Source organism: Candidatus Neptunochlamydia vexilliferae (genome assembly GCF_015356785.1).
Lineage (GTDB): Bacteria > Chlamydiota > Chlamydiia > Chlamydiales > Simkaniaceae > Neptunichlamydia > Neptunichlamydia vexilliferae.
In genome coordinates, this window is record NZ_JAAEJV010000008.1 from 21,506 (window position 1) to 40,001 (window position 18,496).

Genomic DNA, 18,496 nt, shown 5'->3' on the forward strand with positions numbered 1-18,496 from the left:
GGAAGAAAACCAAGGAGCACTATCGTGAATAAGTTTGAAGGGCTAAAAAAGCACACCGTCATCGTTGCCGACACCGGAGAGATCGATGAGATTAAGAAGTACAAACCGACCGACGCCACCACCAACCCTTCCCTAATTCTAAAAGCCTCCGAGATTGAAGAGTATAAGCCGCTGATTGAAGAGGCGGTTCAGTACGGCAAGTCGAAAGGTGGGCAAAAGGCCAAAGAACTCACCATCACTAAAATTTTTGTGAACTTTGGAAAGGAAATCCTCAAGGTGATTCCTGGAAGAGTGTCGACCGAGGTCGATGCACGCCTCTCCTTCGATGTCGAAGGGAGTCTAAAAAAGGCGCACGAGTATATCGCCCTTTATGAAGAAGCAGGCATTCCCAAAGAGCGGATCTTGATTAAGCTTGCGTCGACCTGGGAAGGGGTCCTTGCCGCCTCAGAGCTCGAGAAGGAAGGGATCCACTGTAACATGACTCTGATGTTTAGCTTAGGGCAAGCGATCGCTTGCGCTGAGGCGGGGGCAACCCTCATCTCCCCTTTCGTCGGGCGGATCCTCGACTGGTACAAAAAAGCCGAAGGGAAAGAGTCCTATCCCGCCGATGAAGATCCAGGGGTTCTTTCGGTCACCAATATCTTTAACTACTACAAGAAGTTTGGCTACAATACCCAGATTATGGGAGCCAGCTTCCGGAATGTCGACGAGGTGCTCGAGCTGGCGGGCTGCGACCTTTTGACTATCTCTCCAAAACTCCTTCAGGAACTGACAGATAGTGAAGGAGCTGTCGCTCAAAAGCTTTCAGCAGACCGGGCTCAGAAAGCGGAGCTTGAGAAAATCGGTGTCGACGAAAAGAGCTTCCGCTGGATGGTCAATGAGGATGCCATGGCGACCGAAAAGCTCGCAGAAGGGATCCGCAACTTTGCGAAGGATACCGTCAAGCTCGAAAAACTCATCGAAGGGTTGATGTAAAAGCCAAGTTCCGTTTCAACTTTTCGGTTGTCGCCAGCTACTAAAGCTTGACTTCTGCCCGATTAGAGAACTGAGGTTGTTACTTTCAATAGCCATGCTTTTTAAGAATATTGCCCGCAATTTGCTCAAATATCTTTTGCTTTTCTAATGCCTTGTACATCTCCTTAGCCTCCTGCTGAAAACATTTGTCCGCCTCAGCTGCTAGCTTGGGATCTTCTTCTTTCATCACTTCAATCCAAAGCTTATTCCATTTTATTTTTGATTCTATGTATGGATTTGCACCTGTTGTGTACATTGTCCGAAAAACCTTTGGTAAACATCTGATAATCATAAGATTTGTCCTTATTGTCTGCGTCAAAAAATATTTTAGGGAAGATTCCATTTAGTTTTCAAGATGATAAACATGAAATTCAGGTTAAGAAGGTGGGCGACCTTTTCCTCCAACTGCTCCGATATAAATCGTTGATTGGTTGATCCCATCAAAATGAAGCCGGTCATCAATTTCTCTGTCGAAAAACCCTCCAAGCAAAGCTAACTCCAGTCCTAGAGCCGTTGCAGTAAGGTTAATATTTTGCATCAGGTGACCTGCTTCCATAAGGATAAAACGGTAACCTCTCTCATTATATTTAAAGGTACTCTTTTTAAAGGAAGCAGCAATAAAAAAAATTAAGGAAGCTCCATCTGCAATCTCTTTAAATACAATATGGTCCGCAATGCTTCCAAAATCTTCTTCAGACTCTAGAAGAAAAATACTGTTGCGGATTGGATTGTAATGATAGAGTCCCAGCTCTAAGTCTTCAGAGTTTAAAACTTGGAAGTAAACCTCTAAAGGATAAAGGGCTCCACCAGAAGGGACAGCCCTAAAAGGGGTTGTTGTACTACTTTTTGTCACCCCATAAGCATAGTGAAGCAAGGTTGCAATTTCTTTAAAGCTTAGAGGAATAGAAGAAAGATATCTTGCTGTTCTCCGCTTTTTAATCACCTCACCTAAAGAAATATCCAGTGAATATAACTCTTCGGGAAGAGGAATGCGAGTTCCTCGGCCATATTCAATAGAAAGTGCAAGCTGGTTCATCATCTGTAGGACATAGGTCTGGGAAAGATAGCGGTCAGAACGACATAGCTTGGAGTTTTCATGAAAGGCCTCCCAACCCTCTTCTAACTTTTCTTGATTTGGTGGTACTCCCCATAGGAGGTCATCCCAATGATCTTTATGTGTTGCCATTATCTTAAGCCTAAGGGTAAGGATGGGGAAGGTCTATATCCCCAGTTTCTTTTTTAATACCGCGGTATCCCATCTTTTGGGGAACAGTCCATAGCCGACTTCCCCCTAGAGCGCGGTAAGAGTGACCCATTTGCAAGGGTTGATAGCCTGGAATGACTGCCCGTATGACATAGAGCCCAAGATTTTGAATATCTGGCGAGGTAATATCTGCAATAAAAACAGTGTGTCCTGTTTTTGAAATCGCCTTTACCAAGGCAATTAAGTCTTTATGGTCTTGTCCGGTTGCAATAGAAGGAACATCACAAAAAGAGCGGCAAACTTCAGACTGAAATAAGAAGGAAGCTTTATCCATATTTCCATGATCTGCCCAAAAGCGAAGGTGTTCCTCTTTACTTCTGATATTTTTTGTTTCTATAGTCTCCTGACTTAGTGGAGGATGCGTTTGAAATAAGATCTGAGAATAACGCCTCGTATGAACCAGCTCTTCCAAAGATTTCCTAAGGGCTTCTTCGGGCGCAGGGGCTGTAGCCGCAGCCATACAAAATGCCGTTTCTGTTTTTAAAGAGGAGCGATAAGCTGATAGAAAGGTAGGAATTCCATTATCAAGGGTGATATCAAAGATATCGATCATCCCAGTAAGACCTTTTGAGATTTTAACCAAGTTTTTTAGATGCTGAGGAATCGTTGTGAGGTCGATCTTGGGAGGGGAGATTCCTGCTTGCCAGGTGATCATCAAAGCATCCCTTTCAACCACCTCACAGATCCCCGAGATAGCCCCTTTTATAAAGGTCTCGTGACATGCAAGCCCTGTAGAAATTGATTGTCCAAGCAGACGCTCTGGATCCTCCTGACTAAAAGCATAATAGGGAACATAAACAGACTGAGCTGGGATATAAATCATAAAGCCCTTTACCAGATCAAATGCAGGAGTCCATCTCACAATTGTATCCTCATTGAAAGGAACAAATGGAAAGCTCTCTTGTTCAAACTGCTCTTCGGTATAAAGATCCCATAACTCGGGAGAGGCGCATTTAAAAGAAGCTTTGCGAACAGAGGTCAACGGAAGATCTTTTTTCCGATAAATAGCAGAGCAATAACGTTCCACCGCTTCTCCAAGCGCTTTTGCAAGAGCAATCGGTCGATCAGGAGCAACCCCACCGGTTTCTCCAAAGTTTTTCCATCCTGTCAAGGGTTTGGTGTTAGAGGAATAGGCGAAGTAAGAAAAAAGCGGAGGCGCCCCCACCTCTAAAGCCATCGGCCCAGAATGCTTGATGACTCCAAACTTTGGATCGACAAGATATTTTGCAACTTCAGCGATTCTGATGGTATTTCTCCTTCATATTGTGAGACTCTTTTCAATAGGAAGTTCGGGGTTTTTATTTGCTGGAGAGCATGTTGTGCAATAAGGCACCTTTAAGATTCTCCTTTCGATAAGTAGACTATCTAAGAGGTTCACCTCCAAAATAGTATTCACCCTCTTTTTTAACATTGCTCCTCCATAAGCCCTCTCAAGCTCAATAAATGCAAAGCCTGCAAGGCTCAAAGCCAACGCTGGATGAAACCCAAAAGCTTTTCTCTCGGTTGGTCGATCTTTTTCGATCGCTTGAGTCAGTTTAAAGTCCGAAGCATTTGCCTCTCTTCTAAGCAAAAAGCATTCGAAACAGGCAGTCTCCCATGGAACAATAACCGGGCCGATATAGCCACTTTTACCATTTAAAATCACAGGAAAAAGCTCTACCCCTTTTTCAAAACAAAGATGATTGATCTCTTTTATAAAATAGTGGTTCCCATTCTCAGAACAAGCAATCGCGACAGTTGTAGAGCTAGACTTTTTCCACTCCTCATAAGAAAAGGCTTTTTCCTTTTTTGCTGGTACAGTATCAAGATGAGGAACACTAATAAGTGTATAATTATCCAGACCCATTGCATCAAAAAGAGCGATGAGCTGTCGTGTAATAGAATTGACCCCTAAAAAAGCAAAGGCTTGCGCCCCAAGTGTTTTTTTTATATCCTCTTTTTTGACTCCCTGTTCCCAGTAAAAAACATCGCATGGCTCTTCAACTTTTGAATCTTCTCCCTCTGAAAGGTAGAGAAACTGGTGCTTTAGCAGGTTCTCAATAAGCTCTTTAGCCTGCCTCTTCTTTTCTTTTACAAAGTAAGAGAGGATTTCCTCTTCAGATTTCCCAGATTCTGAAGTTTCAGATAATAAGGTGTCTAAAACTTCATAGACTCCATCTCCTTTAACCGAAAAGGAAACGAGTCCCCTTTTCACAATCGCCCCTTCCAAGGTTGGGATTAACTCTGATGGATAAGCTTTTATTTTCATATTTTATCCTCTGCTACTGCTGCGCAACAGCCTCCACAACAACAACAACCAGTAACACAGCAACAACAACTTGAAAGACTTAAGCCTAATTTAGCAGTGCCTACTGAGCAGCTTTGGAATGCTTCTGGACAACAATCACACTCTCTTGCCAGCCCATATACCATAGGGGTTCGAGGAATCGCACATAGCACGTTAAGCCCAAGAGTGCTCACAGAACATGAAACGCAGTTTAAACATCCACAGAAATTATCTTCACAAGAATAACGATTTGAAACACAGACCTTCCCCCACGAACCGCAGCACGCTGGTTCCTCAAATTCAGGTTGAACTGAGATTGGATCATAACTACAATCAGGATCGATGCTGCCACACATCAACTCTGACATTAAATAATCTATGCATTGTGGAGGATCTTTATTTAGCTTTGCATTTTTGATTCTTATATTTTCTTTAAACCGCACATATTTTTCGATTTCAGCTTCCCACTTTTTTTCTTTGGCACGCCTATTGGCCTCTTTAGTTCTAATCTTTTGATTATTTGTTCTTGGTTTTGCAAAAGTAGTATGCTTATTCTTATCAAGTTTCATCGAACCAAAGTCCGTTTCAAGTCCAAGCTCTTTCAGAGTTTCTGCAACAGCATCATATTCCTCATCACTAAAGCTTGCCTGCTTAATAAGGTTAGATGAATTGGTAAGAGCTACAGCTTTACTGATAGTATTTATTCCATACGGCTTACTAATAGGCTTTGCCTGAGGGACATGGTTTTTAAGCTTTAAATTAGTGCTAGAAATTTTCTCTTGCTCAAAAACAACGTTAGATTTAGCTTTTTTCGTATCGTAATTACTCGCTTTACTGGCTTGTTTAAGGACATTTAAGTTTATTTTACCGGTACCGCTTTTCCCAAAACTAGCATTTGAGCTTTTGGTATTATCATACGGATCCATCTGCTGCACAGATGCTGTTAGTGAAAAAGGCTTTGAGTTGACTGATTTTCCCATTAAATCCTCCAAGATAAGTTCTAATGAAGTTCAGCCTAAAAAGAAATTTGATAAAAATCAAGTAAAAAAAAGCTCAGTCAGCAATTGTATATGGCACTCTAAAATCGAGACCTATAGCGACTATAATGGTCCCATAAATTAGATCCATCTCCTAACTCTTTCTCTGCAATTTCCCAAAAAGAATCTCCTGGCTTCACAACATACTTACATGTCATTTTCAAACTCCTAGATTAAAAATTGTTTACAACCAATATAGTTTTTTTTAATTTTTTGCAAAGAAATATTTTTCATTGCGAAAGCTGTCGAAAATCCAATTCTTGAACTTGTTTGGGTATAACTTTGCTCTGACAGAAAAAAGAGCTGCAACTGCAGCCCTTTTGCTTTTAAGAGTGTGTCGACATTCGGAGGTTAATAGTCTGAGAAGGCGAAGTCGAGGATATCCTCTTCTTCGGCGTCGACGAGCTTCTTGACCCGCTTCTCGTAGTCTTGGTAGCCGGTTCCTCCTGGGATCATGTGCCCCATAATGAGGTTGGCTTTGAAGTCGAGAAGATAGTCGGTCTTCCCTTCGCAGGCAGCGTCGGCAAGGACACGGGTCGTCTCCATAAAGGCCGAGGCCGATACGAACGACTCGGTGCCAAGCGAGGCCTTGGTAATCCCGAGTAGGACAGGGGCTGCCTGGGCAGGCTTTCCTCCCTCTTCGATCACCTTGGTGTTCTGCTCGTGGAAGGTCTTCTTGCCCACATTTTCTCCATAGAGGAAGGTGGTATCGCCGGGATCGGTAATCCGGACCTTCTGGAGCATCTGACGGACGATGATCTCGATATGTTTGTCGTTGATGTCGACCCCTTGGAGGCGGTAGACTTCTTGGACCTGGTTCACGAGATACTTTTGAAGTTCGCGCACCCCGCAGATCTCGAGGATCTCTTGGGGAACAACAAGGCCGTCGGTGAGCTGCTGCCCCTTGACCACCATGTCGCCTCTTTGGACGATCAAGTGCTTGGTCAAAGGAATAAGGTGCTCTTCTTCCATGCCGGTGTCTTCATCTTTAACGACAACGATCCGCTTGCTCTTCTGGACTCCTTTGAAGTCGACGACTCCATCAAGTTTGGCGATTTCAGCGGCGTCGCGAGGACGGCGCGCTTCAACAAGCTCAGCGACACGGGGAAGACCTCCGGTAATATCCTTTGTCTTGATCGCTCCACGTGGCAGACGGGCCAGAAGATCTCCTGCAGAGACCTCCTCTCCTTCGGCTACTGAAATGATCGCTCCTGATGGAATTGCATAGGTTCCGATAAGCTCCTCACACCCTTTATCCGCATAGATGATGATCTGGGGGTGAAGCTCTCCACGGTGTTGGCGGACGACAAGCTCGGTCTGACCGGTTTGCTTGTTCACATCACGGAGGACGGAAATTCCTTCCACGAGGTCTTCATACTTCACAAATCCAGGCTTTTCACAGATAATGGGGATGTTGTGCTGCTCCCAAAGACCGACACGCGCTTTCTTCTTCACCTTGCTTCCATCTTCGAGGTGGATCTGTGCACCTAGCTCGATGGTAAAGGATTGAAGGGGTTCGATCGATTTGGTGCTGAGGAGCTTTTTGTACTCTTCAAGGGTCCGTCCTTCATCTTTGACGATGTGGACAAAGCCATTTTTGTTCAGCGCCAACCACTTGCCTTCTTTGTTGCGGACGGTGCGGAGATCGGTATAGATCACGATTCCTTCCTTTTCTGCAATCATATCGGGAGTGGCGTGGGCCGAGGCAATTCCTCCCAAGTGGAAGGTCCGCATCGTCAGCTGTGTTCCAGGCTCTCCAATCGACTGGGCAGCAATGACTCCGACCGCTTCTCCCTGTGCCACCTTTCGTCCATTGGCAAGGTTGGTTCCGTAACAACGGGCACACACCCCACGACGGGCTTCACAGGTAAGGGTAGAACGGATCTTCACCGTTTCAATTCCGGCATCGTCGATCGCTTCAGCTTGCTTGGCTGTAAGAATGTCTCCAGCCTTAGCTAAGAGCTTGGTTTGGTCTCCTGGCATGTAGATGTCGTCACAGACGGTACGGCTGTAGAGACGATCTTTAATGGGGAGAAGTTCTTCCTGCCCTTGCTTAATGGCGGAAACTTCAATGCCGTTGAGGGTTCCACAATCATCTTCGGTGACAAGAACATCTTGGGCAACGTCCACGAGACGGCGGGTCAGATATCCGGAGTCAGCTGTCTTGAGGGCCGTATCGGCAAGACCTTTACGGGCACCGTGTGACGAGATGAAGAATTCAAGAACACTCAAACCTTCACGGAAGTTCGCTGTAATCGGAGATTCGATAATCTCACCAGAGGGTTTAGCCATGAGTCCTCGGAGGGCTCCAAGCTGTTTACCCTGGGATTTGTTTCCTCGCGCTCCTGAATCCATCATCAAATAGAGAGGATTGAGCAGCGTCCCTTCAGGTTCTGAGATCATCTTGAAGAATTCATCGGCAAGCATCTCGGAAACTTCGGTCCAGATATTGATGAGCTTTGACTTCCGCTCTCCTTCGGTGATGATACCATCTTCATACTGCTCAACAACAAGGGCGGCTTTTTTCTGGGTCTCTTCAATAATCTTTTGCTTATCTTTAGGGATGGCAATATCGGTCACTCCCATAGAAAGCGATGCTTTGGTTGCGTGGGCAAAACCCAGCCTTTTCAAGCTATCAAGGAAGCGGACACACATCTCAAGCCCAACACTTTTGTAGGTGCTTAAGACAAGCTCACTCATCTTCTTCTTTCGAAGAGCATAGTTTTGGAAACCGAGCTCTTCAGGAACAATCGTATTGAAGACAACGCGCCCTGGGGTGGTTTCAATCACTCCAGATTCTAGGCGCAGCTTGATCTTCTCATGAATATGAAGACCTAAACCGTAATCATCAAAGCGTCCCTCTTTGGGAGCCTCTTTTTCATACCAGTTGTAACTTCCCGAGCCATAAAGGGCGTGAAGGACCTCTTCAGACGATCCAAAGACCTTGACAGGCTTCCCATGTTCTTCAGGGAAATAGATCGGATCGTGCATGAGATAGTAAAGGCCGAGGATCATATCCTGTGAGGGAACTGCAGCCGGTTTTCCAGACGATGGCAAGAAGATATTATCAGGGGCCATCATTAGGAGCTTCGCTTCAAGCTGCGCTTCCACAGAAAGGGGGATGTGAACCGCCATCTGGTCTCCATCGAAGTCGGCGTTAAAAGCGCTACAGACAAGGGGGTGAATCCGGATCGCTTTTCCTTCGATCAGAACGGGCTCAAAGGCCTGGATTCCAAGTCTATGCAGGGTCGGCGCTCGGTTAAGAAGGACCGGGTGCCCTTTAATGATCTCTTCCAAGACATCCCAGACTTCAGGATCTCCCCTTTGGATCATCTTCTTTGCAGAGCGGATTGTATAGACAAGACCGCGCGCTTTCAGACGCTTCACGATGAAGGGTTCGAAGAGTTCGAGGGCCATCTTTTTCGGAAGACCACACTGGTTAAATTTGAGCTCTGGACCAACAATAATGACGGAACGTCCAGAGTAGTCGACCCGTTTACCGAGGAGGTTTTGACGGAAACGGCCCTGCTTCCCCTTCAGCATTTCTGAAAGGGCTTTTAGGGGACGGTTTCCTGCTCCCATGACGGGGTGGCCATGCCGCCCGTTATCGAAGAGAGCATCGACAGCCTCTTGAAGCATCCGTTTTTCGTTTCGAATGATTACATCGGGGGTTTTGAGTTTTAGGATCGACTTTAAACGGTTGTTCCGGTTGATGACACGACGGTAAAGGTCGTTTAAGTCAGAAGTTGCAAACCGCCCTCCATCAAGAGGCACAAGTGGTCTTAAATCGGGTGGAGTCACGGGAACACAAGAGATCACCATCCAATCGGGGTTGTTCGGAGATGAAGCAAAGTTCTCAACGATCTTGAGCCGTTTTGCGAGCTTCATCCGCGCCTGCATCGAGCGGGTTTTTCGGAGCTTTTCTTTGAGCTCTGCCATTACCGCGGTGAGGTCTTCTTTTTCAAGAAGCTCTCGGATGGCGTCTCCACCCATGTTGACTTTGAAGGCCCCTTGCCCCCACTTTTCCTGCGCTTCGCGGAATTCGTGATCATTGAGCAGTTGCTTCACCTCAAGAGTTGTCTCTCCTGGGTCGGTGACAATATACTCTTCGTAATAGATCACCCTTTCGAGGTCAGAGACCGACATCCCTAAGATGTTTCCGATCCGTGAGGGTTGTGTTTTGAAAAACCAGATGTGGACGACGGGAACAGCTAGCTCAATATGGGCCATCCGTTCGCGGCGAACCTTTGAGAGGGTCACCTCAACACCACAGCGGTCACAAACGATTCCTTTGTGTTTGATCTTTTTGTACTTTCCACACGCACATTCCCAGTCGCGAGTGGGTCCAAAGATCTTCTCACAGAACAGTCCCCCCTTTTCGGGTTTAAATGTTCGGTAGTTAATCGTTTCAGGTTTTTTGATTTCACCTCTTGACCATTCGTTACGGACCACATCATCCGATGCGATCTTGATCGTTAGTTTGTCAAATTGTGAATCATGAAATTCATCTTCGTGCATGAAATTTCTCCGGGGAGCTCCTTAAAATTCTTCTTCTTCTTCTGCGCGCTCAGGGCGGACATCAAGACCTAAACCTTGCATCTCTTTTACGAGGACGTTGAACGACTCGGGCGTTCCAGCCTTGAGTGTATTATCCCCTTTGACGATCGACTCGTAAATACGGGTTCTTCCAGAAACGTCATCCGACTTCACGGTGAGCATTTCCTGAAGGAGGTGGGCAGCGCCATAAGCCATAAGGGCCCAGACCTCCATCTCCCCGAAACGTTGTCCTCCCATCTGCGCCTTACCACCGAGCGGCTGCTGGGTGACGAGGGAGTAGGGGCCAATCGCCCTTGCGTGAATCTTATCAGCAACAAGGTGAGAGAGCTTGAGCATATAGATGTAGCCAACAACAACGGGGTTGTCGAAACGCTCGCCTGTCCGCCCATCGTAGAGGTAACTCTTTCCTGTTTCCGAGTAGCCAAACTCTTTCATCATCTCCCAAATCCGATCCTCGGGAAAGCCTTCAAAGACAGGGCTCTTCACATAGATCCCTGCTTTTCTAGCAACGAGGCCGAGGTGGGTCTCGAGGAGCTGTCCCATGTTCATTCGAGAGGGAACCCCAAGAGGGTTGAGGATGATTTCGATTGTTTGTCCATCGGAAAGGTAGGGCATATCCGCTTCAGGAACGATGTTTGACACCACCCCTTTGTTTCCGTGGCGCCCTGCCATCTTATCTCCAACCTGCAGCTTTCGCTTGGTCGCGACATAGACTTTCACCTGACGAATCACACCAGGATCGAGTTCGGTATCCCCTTTGCGGAGATATTCGATCTCTGATTTGTGCTCCATGTGGAGATGTTCCATCGCCTTTCCATGCTCCTGAAGGATCTTTCGGAGAACCTCATAGGTGTCATTTTGGGGAAGAATCAGGTGATCAGGATTTTCTGCTTCTAAGGTCTCGAGCATATCCTGGGTGATCTTATCTCCCTGTTTGATAATGACATCTCCTGTGATCCGGTGCATGATCGACTCAGGAGCTTCGTCTCCTAGAAGGAGGGCTCCTAGTTTTTCATGGAACTGCATTAAGAGATCGGTCTCTTTTTCTTTAAACTCTCGGTGGATATTTTTAACACGGGCGGTCACTTCCACCTTTTCTTCATCGGTCTTTGAAAGCTTTTCGCTCCGGTTAAAGACCCTGACATCTTGAACGATTCCTTCGGTTCCCGGAGGAGCGGTCAGTGAGGCATCTTTGACGTCGGCTGCTTTCTCACCAAAGATCGCCCGTAAAAGGCGCTCTTCAGGAGAGAGTTCGGTTTCCGATTTCGGGGTGATTTTTCCAACAAGGATATCGCCCGGCTTGACCTCGGCACCAATACGGATAATTCCATCTTCACCGAGATCCGCAAGCGCTTCTTCTGAAACGTTAGGAATATCGCGGGTAATTTCTTCCTTACCCAGCTTTGTATCACGAGCAGTCAGCTCAAACTCTTCGAGGTAGACCGAGGTATACGCATCTTCTTTGATGAGCTTTTCCGACATAATAATCGCATCTTCATAGTTGTATCCACACCAAGGCATGAACGCAACAAGAACGTTTTTTCCAAGGGCCACTTCTCCCTTATCGGTTGCAGGACCGTCGGCAAGGACATCCCCTGCAATCACCTCATCCCCCACATTACAAAGAGGGGTTTGGTTGATCGAAGTACCAGCGTTTGAACGCATGAATTTCTTTAGAAGATAGGTCTTCTTATTCATCCGGTTTGCTTTAGAAGCAACGATGATCTTATACCCATCGACAAACTCAATCACACCATCTTCTGCTGCAATGACAACGGCTCCTGAGTCGCGCGCTGTCCGCTTTTCAAGCCCTGTTCCCACAAGAGGCGCATCGGTCTTTAGTAGAGGGACGGCTTGCCGTTGCATATTCGATCCCATAAGGGCACGGTTCGCATCATCATGCTCTAAGAAAGGGATGAGCCCCGTCACTACCGAAACCAGTTGCTTCGAGGAGACATCCATGTGGGTCACCTTGTCAGCTTCAATCTTAAGAGGCTCAGCGCGATAACGGGCCCAAACAATCTCCTCCTTAAACATATTATGTTCATCGAGAACTGCAGAGGCCTGCGCAATCACACACCTTTCTTCAAGGTCGGCGGTCATATATTCGATCTCTTCGGTGACCACTCCCTCTCTGACGATCCGGTAAGGGGTCTCGATGAAACCAAACTCGTTAATCTTCGCAAAAGAAGAAAGGGAGGTGATCAGACCAATGTTTGGTCCTTCAGGGGTTTCAATAGGACAAACCCGTCCATAGTGACTCGAGTGAACGTCTCGCACCTCAAAACCGGCTCGCTCTCTATTGAGACCACCAGGTCCAAGAGAGGAGAGACGTCGTTTGTGAGTCAGCTCCGCAATGGGGTTGGTTTGGTCCATGAATTGAGAGAGCTGTGAGCGTCCAAAGAAATCTTTGAGAACGCCAGCGAGTCCCTTAGCAGAAACCAGCTTTCCAGGGGTTAAGGTGTCAGAAGAAAAGTCAAAGAGGTTCATCCTCTCTTTGATGATCTTTTCCATCCGCGCTAGCCCAATGCGGCACTGGTTTTGAATGAGTTCACCCACTGAACGGACACGTCTGTTCCCTAGGTGGTCGATGTCATCGATGTGAGCATCTTCATTTCCTTGCTTGAGCTGAATGAGATACTTCAGCGCATCGACGATATCTTCCTTTTTCAAGGTGACAACTTCAAGTCCTTCATCGGTTGTTTCCCGACCGATTTTTTTATTGAGTTTGTACCGTCCGACCCGTCCTAGGTTGTAGCGCTTGGGGTCGAAGAAAAGGCGCATGATCGTTGAGCGCGCATTCGATAAGGTTGCAGGCTCGCCGGGGCGAATTTTCCGGTAGAAATCTTTAAGGGCCGACTCATAAGAATCGGTTGGATCCTTGGCAAGCATCTTGATGATCGGGCTTGTTTCATCGGCATCTTCAGCGATACGAACGGCATTTACTCCCGCATCAAACATCCGCTTGAGCATCGCCGTCGTCAACTTTTCAGAAGCCTTTCCAAAGACAACTCCCGTCTCTTCATCTAGGATATCCTCAGCAAGGATCTTACCCACAAGTTTAGGGAAGTCCTTATCTGACTTGATTTTGACACGGTAGGTATTGAAGAACTCTTCAATGATATCGGCATCAGAGGAGTAGCCTAAGGTACGGATAAAAGAGGTGGCTAAGACCTTTCGCCGTCTTTTCTTTCGGTCGACGTAGACATAGATGAGATCGTTGATGTCAAAGGAGGCCTCCAGCCAGCTTCCCCGATAAGGGATGATCCGGAAAGAGTAAAGGACGTTTCCTTTCGTGTGTTTCATCTGCTCGAAGGAGACGCCAGGTGAGCGGTGGAGTTGAGAGACGATGACCCGCTCGGCTCCGTTGATCACAAAGGTTCCTTCATCGGTCATGACAGGGATTGTTCCCATGTAGACCTCTTCCTCCTTGATTCCGGTTTCATCGGTGAGGCGGAATTTGACCTTTAAAGTGACGTTGTAGGTGACCCCTCGGCGGATACACTCCTCAGGAGAGTACTTGGGGACTCCTAGGTTATAAGAGAGATATTCTAAGACGGTTTTCTCATCATACGATTTGATCGGAAAAATCTCTCGGAAAACTTCCTCAAGTCCCATGTTCTCTCGTTCATGGGGGAGCTTATCCTCTTGGAAAAACTGACGGAAGGATTTAACCTGAATCTCGATTAAGTTTGGAAGATCAATAATCTCTTCGCGGCTTTTAAAACTCACCCGCTCTGGGGGTTTTTTTAGCATGGAAATGCCTCCATAAAGTGGTTGATACGTTTGCTCCTCACGTGGAGCATTTAATGCAAATGCGCAGGAGAAGAACCCTTATCTGAGAGGGTATTTGCAAAATCATTCCGGTGATTTGAAAGGGATCTTTTTCCCCAGGAAACAGTTTTCGACTTACACAAACTCATGCAAGTTTGCTCCGATCTCCAAACATGTTTCCCCTGGAAAAAACCTCTCCTTTCCCCACCGAAAGCAATTTGAAAACACCCTCTAAGGATTCTGCCCATCGGTTTATTCGTTAGTAAGGTAACAATTAGACACCTTTAAGGGTAACCTTTGCACCTGCTTCAGTAAACTTCTTCTTAAGCTCTTCTGCTTCAGCCTTTGGAGCGCTCTCTTTAACGGGCTTAGGAGCTCCTTCAACGAGTTCTTTTGCTTCTTTAAGGCCAAGTCCTGTTGCTTCTCGAACGAGCTTAATAGATGCGATTTTCTTGTCAGTAGGAACTTCTTCAAGGATCACTTGGAAGTCGGTTGCTTCTTCAGCAGCAGCTCCAGCGTCTCCTGCAGCAGGGGCAGCCATCATTACAGGAGCTCCAGCAGCAGGTTTTACATCCCAAACCTCTTGAAGGTGTTTGCTAAGCTTAGAAAGTTGTAAGACAGAAAGTCCACTTAACGTATCTGCAATTTGTTCAATATTTGCTTCTTGATTTGCCACGGTTATTTTCCTCAGGTTTATTGTTTTGATTCTTCTTTTTTAACTTTTTCATCTATGCAGCCAATGACATCTGACTGAAGCGCCTCAAAAAGAGAGACAATATCAGAAAGAGGTGCTTTAAAGAGGCCTAAAATTTGAGCTCTCATCTCGTCCATAGAAGGGAGCTCTGAAATCTCTTTCAGATCTTGAGGAGAACAGATCTTTCCCTCAAAAAGGCCTCCAAGGACGTCTAGGAGTTCGTCATTTGATTTTTTAAATGTGTAAACAGCCTTTGTAGTTGCTGCGACATCGTCACCAGAGTAAACGATCGCGACATGCCCTTTAAGCATCTCTTTATCGATGGCAACTCCGGCTTCTTCTGCAGCTTTGAGAAAGACCCTCTTTTTAACAACAGAGAAGGCTCCACCGGTTTGGATCACCGAGCTTCTAAAGTCTGCTGTTAGGTTAGGATCCATCTTCTGATAGCTTGTTAGAACAAAAGCAGAGGACTGATCTAATTTTTCTTTAATCTCATCTAAGAGAAACTGTTTTTCTTTTCGCATATTTTTAACCCAAAGCCATGGAGTTTAAGTCTACTTTAAATCCCGCTCCCATTGTTGATGAGATAAAGAGGGATTGCATAAATTGTCCCTTTGAGGTTGCCGGCTTCGATTTTGAGATGGCCGACAGGAGGGACTCAATGTTCTCGACGAGATTTTCCCTCGAGAAAGAGAGTTTACCAACAAAGTTATTAATGACGCCACTTTTATCGACTTTAAACTCAATTTTCCCTTTTTTGAGGTCTTCAACAGCTTTTTTCACATCGGTTGTGACTGTTCCAGCCTTAGGAGCTGGCATCAGACCTCGGGGGCCTAAAACCTTTCCGAGCTTTCCAACTTCACGCATCATGTCAGGGGTGGCGATCACCGCATCAAAGTCGGTCCATCCCCCCTTAATTTTTTCGATAAGTTCCTTATCGCCTGCCTCGTCAGCGCCTGCATCTAAGGCCTCTTTTGCCTTATCCCCTTTTGCTAGGACAACCACTCGAATGGTTTTTCCTGTTCCATGGGGGAGGAAGACGGTGCTCCGGACCTGTTGGTCTGATTTTTTCGGATCGACGCCCACCTTAAGAGCCACTTCGACCGACTCGTCGAACTTTGCAGAAGGTCCCTTTTTCAAGGTCTCTACCGCTTCAGCGAGCGTGTAGCTTTTGTTAGGCTCTAGGAGCTTTTGAATTTCTTTGTATCTTTTACTATGTTTTACCATCTCTTTCCTTTCCCTAATCTAAGATATCGACTCCCATCGATCTTGCGGTTCCTGCAACAACTTGCATTGCTGCTTCATCGGAGTGAACGCGAAGATCTGGGCGCTTTTTTTCAGCTACTTTTTTGACCTGTTCTTTGGTCATTTTCCCTACTTTATCTCGGTTGGGAACGCCCGAACCCTTTTCGATGCCAAGCTCTTTCAAGATGAGGCGTGCCATTGGAGGCTGCTTGGTGACAAAGGTAAAGCTCTTGTCAGAAAAGACAGAGATCTCAACGGGGAGGATATCCCCTGCCTTGTCCTGTGTTTTTGCGTTAAACTCTTTACAAAAGCCCATGATGTTCACCCCTGCCGCACCAAGCGCAGGACCGATAGGGGGCGCTGGGCTGGCTTTCCCCGCAGGGATTTGCAGTTTGATTTTCTTTTCTAGTTTCTTTTTTGCCATGATCTTTCCTTATTCTGCTTCCCTTATTCTACTTCTGCATCTGCAGGAACTTCTTCCACCTGCCAAAATTCGAGGTCGTCGACCCGGGTATCTCTCCCAAAGATCGAGACCATTGCGCTGAGGCGCCCTTTCTCGTGACTGACCTCAAGTACTGTTCCTAAGAAGTTGACAAACACTCCATCGACGATCTTGACATGATCGCCAACTTTAAGCTTATGTTTGTAGGCCACTTCTCCTTTACGAGCTTGGAGGTCATGAAGCATCTCTGCCACTTCAGCATCATTTAAAGGAGCGGGCTCGCCACCTCCTAAGAAATCGATCACTCCATTGGTCTCTTTGACATAGATCCACGACTCATCGGTCAGTTTCATCTTAACGAGTGCATAGCCGGGCCACAGCCGCTTTTCAGTGACTTTTTGTTCTCCCCGCTTGACCTCTGCCACATTTTCTGTGGGAACAATCACTTCCTGAACAAGATCGATCATCCCCGATGAGGCACGGTTTTCTTCAAGGTTTTTCTTTACCTTTTTTTCCTGCCCCGACATGACTTGGATGACAAACCACTGACCTTCTTCTGTACTCAACTTACGCTCCTATTAATCGCACGAGGTTGCCTATTCCATTTAGGACTAGGCGGATAAATAAATCGACCAGATAAATACCGAGTCCAAGAAAAAAGATTGCACCGATCACCACTTTCCCAAAGGAGACGAGGTCCTCTTTGGAGGTCCAAGAGACCCGCTTCATCTCCTCTTTCATTTCGTGGAGGAAGCTTCCCTTCTTCTTCGCCTTTTTGGCTTTGGCTGCTGCTAGTTGCTCTATCTTTTGCGAAACCGTCATATCTGGCTTTTTCTTCATTGATTTCTAACTTTTCTTAAGCGAGTGCGGAGGGGATCGAACCCCCGACCTGCGACTTTGGAGATCGCTGCTCTACCATCTGAGCTACACACCCACAATAAAGAGATCCTCCCGAAAGAGGACCTCTTCTCACTTCCGTTTTACTGGATGATCTTGGAAACGGTTCCAGCACCGATGGTTCGGCCACCTTCTCGGATGGCAAAACGCATTCCCTCTTCCATCGCAACAGGGCTAATAAGTTCTCCTGTAATCTCGACGTTATCTCCAGGCATCACCATTTCAGTTCCTTCTGGAAGGGTGACCGTTCCGGTTACGTCAGTTGTACGGATGTAGAACTGTGGACGGTATCCAGTGAAGAAAGGCTTGTGACGGCCACCTTCTTCTTTTTTGAGGATATAAACCGTTCCTTGGAACTTAGTATGAGGCGTACAGCTTCCAGGAGCTGCAAGAACCATCCCGCGCTCAACATCATTTTTGTCAACTCCACGGAGAAGGAGACCACAATTTTCCCCTGCTTGCCCTTCGTCGAGAAGTTTGTTGAACATCTCGATTCCTGTAACAACAGTCTCTTTTGTGTCTCGAAGACCAACCATCTCCACTTTATCATTGAGTTTGATGATCCCTTTTTCAATACGTCCAGTTGCAACAGTTCCTCGTCCAGAGATTGAGAAAACGTCCTCAATAGGCATAAGGAAAGGCTTGTCAACTTCACGCTCAGGAGTTGGGATCTTCTCATCGACAGCAGCCATAAGCTCGTCAATGCACTTTTCCCACTCTGGATCAGCTTCAAGAGCTTTTAAGGCAGACCCACGGATGATGGGGCAATCTTTATAGCCTTGCGCCTCGAGCATCTCACCGATTTCCATCTCAACGAGTTCGACGAGCTCCTCGTCACCCTTGCTGATTTGGTCCATCTTATTCAAGAAGACAACGATTGAAGGAACTCCAACCTGTTTTGCAAGAAGGACGTGCTCTTTTGTCTGAGGCATCGGTCCGTCAGTGGCTCCAACGACGAGGATTGCTCCATCCATTTGAGCCGCACCGGTGATCATGTTCTTGACGTAGTCGGCGTGTCCAGGACAGTCAACGTGAGCGTAGTGTCTGTTTTCTGTTTCGTACTCAACGTGACTTGAGTTAATAGTAATTCCACGCGCTTTTTCTTCAGGACTATTGTCAATCGAAGCGTAGTCACGGAATTTTGCGCCACCTTTCTTTGCAAGGTAGTTTGTGATCGCTGCGGTTAGTGTTGTCTTTCCGTGATCGACGTGACCAACAGTCCCAATATTAACGTGGGGCTTGTTCCTTTGAAATGATTCCTTAGCCATTGTAGTGTATCCTCCGCTTAGGCTCCAATCTTATAAAA

General features: G+C 46.5%; 15 protein-coding genes and 1 tRNA gene. 1 reads left to right on the forward strand and 15 read right to left on the reverse strand.

Features of this window, described 5'->3' with window-relative positions:
* Positions 1 to 24 precede the first annotated feature (24 nt).
* Positions 25 to 975: a transaldolase gene (tal, locus tag NEPTK9_RS02750; RefSeq protein WP_320412044.1), complete on the forward strand. Its 951-nt coding sequence runs from the start codon at positions 25 to 27 to the stop codon at positions 973 to 975.
* Positions 976 to 1,060: 85 nt separating this feature from the next.
* Here the strand turns inward: tal and NEPTK9_RS02755 are convergent, their stop codons facing one another.
* The 15 genes from NEPTK9_RS02755 to tuf all read right to left on the reverse strand — a co-directional run bounded on the left by NEPTK9_RS02755 (position 1,061) and on the right by tuf (position 18,458).
* Positions 1,061 to 1,270, reverse strand: a complete 210-nt coding sequence (locus NEPTK9_RS02755) for a hypothetical protein (RefSeq protein ID WP_228546992.1) — start codon at positions 1,268 to 1,270, stop codon at positions 1,061 to 1,063.
* A gap of 120 nt (positions 1,271 to 1,390) precedes the next feature.
* On the reverse strand, positions 1,391 to 2,200 hold the full coding sequence (locus tag NEPTK9_RS02760) for a SagB/ThcOx family dehydrogenase (RefSeq protein WP_194847304.1): 810 nt from the start codon (positions 2,198 to 2,200) through the stop codon (positions 1,391 to 1,393).
* A 10-nt stretch (positions 2,201 to 2,210) separates the two neighbouring features.
* Entirely contained in the window at positions 2,211 to 3,455 is a 1,245-nt protein-coding gene (locus tag NEPTK9_RS02765) for a YcaO-like family protein (protein ID WP_194847305.1), read from the reverse strand.
* A gap of 81 nt (positions 3,456 to 3,536) precedes the next feature.
* Positions 3,537 to 4,526 (reverse strand): TOMM precursor leader peptide-binding protein, encoded by a 990-nt coding sequence (locus NEPTK9_RS02770; protein WP_194847306.1) that lies wholly within the window; start codon positions 4,524 to 4,526, stop codon positions 3,537 to 3,539.
* Positions 4,523 to 5,524, reverse strand: coding sequence for a hypothetical protein (locus tag NEPTK9_RS02775; RefSeq protein ID WP_194847307.1), 1,002 nt, complete (start codon positions 5,522 to 5,524; stop codon positions 4,523 to 4,525). The genes NEPTK9_RS02770 and NEPTK9_RS02775 overlap by 4 nt, the downstream gene beginning before the upstream one ends.
* A gap of 408 nt (positions 5,525 to 5,932) precedes the next feature.
* Positions 5,933 to 10,099, reverse strand: coding sequence for a DNA-directed RNA polymerase subunit beta' (gene rpoC, locus NEPTK9_RS09970; RefSeq protein WP_194847308.1), 4,167 nt, complete (start codon positions 10,097 to 10,099; stop codon positions 5,933 to 5,935).
* Between the two features lie 21 nt (positions 10,100 to 10,120).
* Entirely contained in the window at positions 10,121 to 13,894 is a 3,774-nt protein-coding gene (rpoB, locus tag NEPTK9_RS09975; RefSeq protein ID WP_194847309.1) for a DNA-directed RNA polymerase subunit beta, read from the reverse strand.
* A 292-nt stretch (positions 13,895 to 14,186) separates the two neighbouring features.
* The gene (gene rplL, locus NEPTK9_RS02790; protein WP_194847310.1) at positions 14,187 to 14,588 is read right to left on the reverse strand and encodes a 50S ribosomal protein L7/L12; all 402 of its coding nucleotides are present in this window, start codon (positions 14,586 to 14,588) and stop codon (positions 14,187 to 14,189) included.
* A gap of 17 nt (positions 14,589 to 14,605) precedes the next feature.
* Complete coding sequence (gene rplJ / locus NEPTK9_RS02795) at positions 14,606 to 15,130, reverse strand: 50S ribosomal protein L10 (RefSeq protein ID WP_194847311.1); 525 nt, start codon at positions 15,128 to 15,130, stop codon at positions 14,606 to 14,608.
* A 4-nt stretch (positions 15,131 to 15,134) separates the two neighbouring features.
* Positions 15,135 to 15,833, reverse strand: a complete 699-nt coding sequence (gene rplA, locus NEPTK9_RS02800; protein ID WP_194847312.1) for a 50S ribosomal protein L1 — start codon at positions 15,831 to 15,833, stop codon at positions 15,135 to 15,137.
* 13 nt (positions 15,834 to 15,846) lie between these two features.
* Entirely contained in the window at positions 15,847 to 16,275 is a 429-nt protein-coding gene (gene rplK / locus NEPTK9_RS02805; protein ID WP_194847313.1) for a 50S ribosomal protein L11, read from the reverse strand.
* 23 nt (positions 16,276 to 16,298) lie between these two features.
* Entirely contained in the window at positions 16,299 to 16,859 is a 561-nt protein-coding gene (nusG, locus tag NEPTK9_RS02810) for a transcription termination/antitermination protein NusG (protein ID WP_228546993.1), read from the reverse strand.
* Between the two features lies 1 nt (position 16,860).
* Positions 16,861 to 17,133 (reverse strand): preprotein translocase subunit SecE, encoded by a 273-nt coding sequence (secE, locus tag NEPTK9_RS02815; RefSeq protein ID WP_194847314.1) that lies wholly within the window; start codon positions 17,131 to 17,133, stop codon positions 16,861 to 16,863.
* Positions 17,134 to 17,154: 21 nt separating this feature from the next.
* Positions 17,155 to 17,227 (reverse strand) — tRNA-Trp (locus NEPTK9_RS02820).
* A gap of 46 nt (positions 17,228 to 17,273) precedes the next feature.
* Positions 17,274 to 18,458, reverse strand: coding sequence for an elongation factor Tu (tuf, locus tag NEPTK9_RS02825; protein ID WP_194847315.1), 1,185 nt, complete (start codon positions 18,456 to 18,458; stop codon positions 17,274 to 17,276).
* Positions 18,459 to 18,496 lie beyond the last annotated feature (38 nt).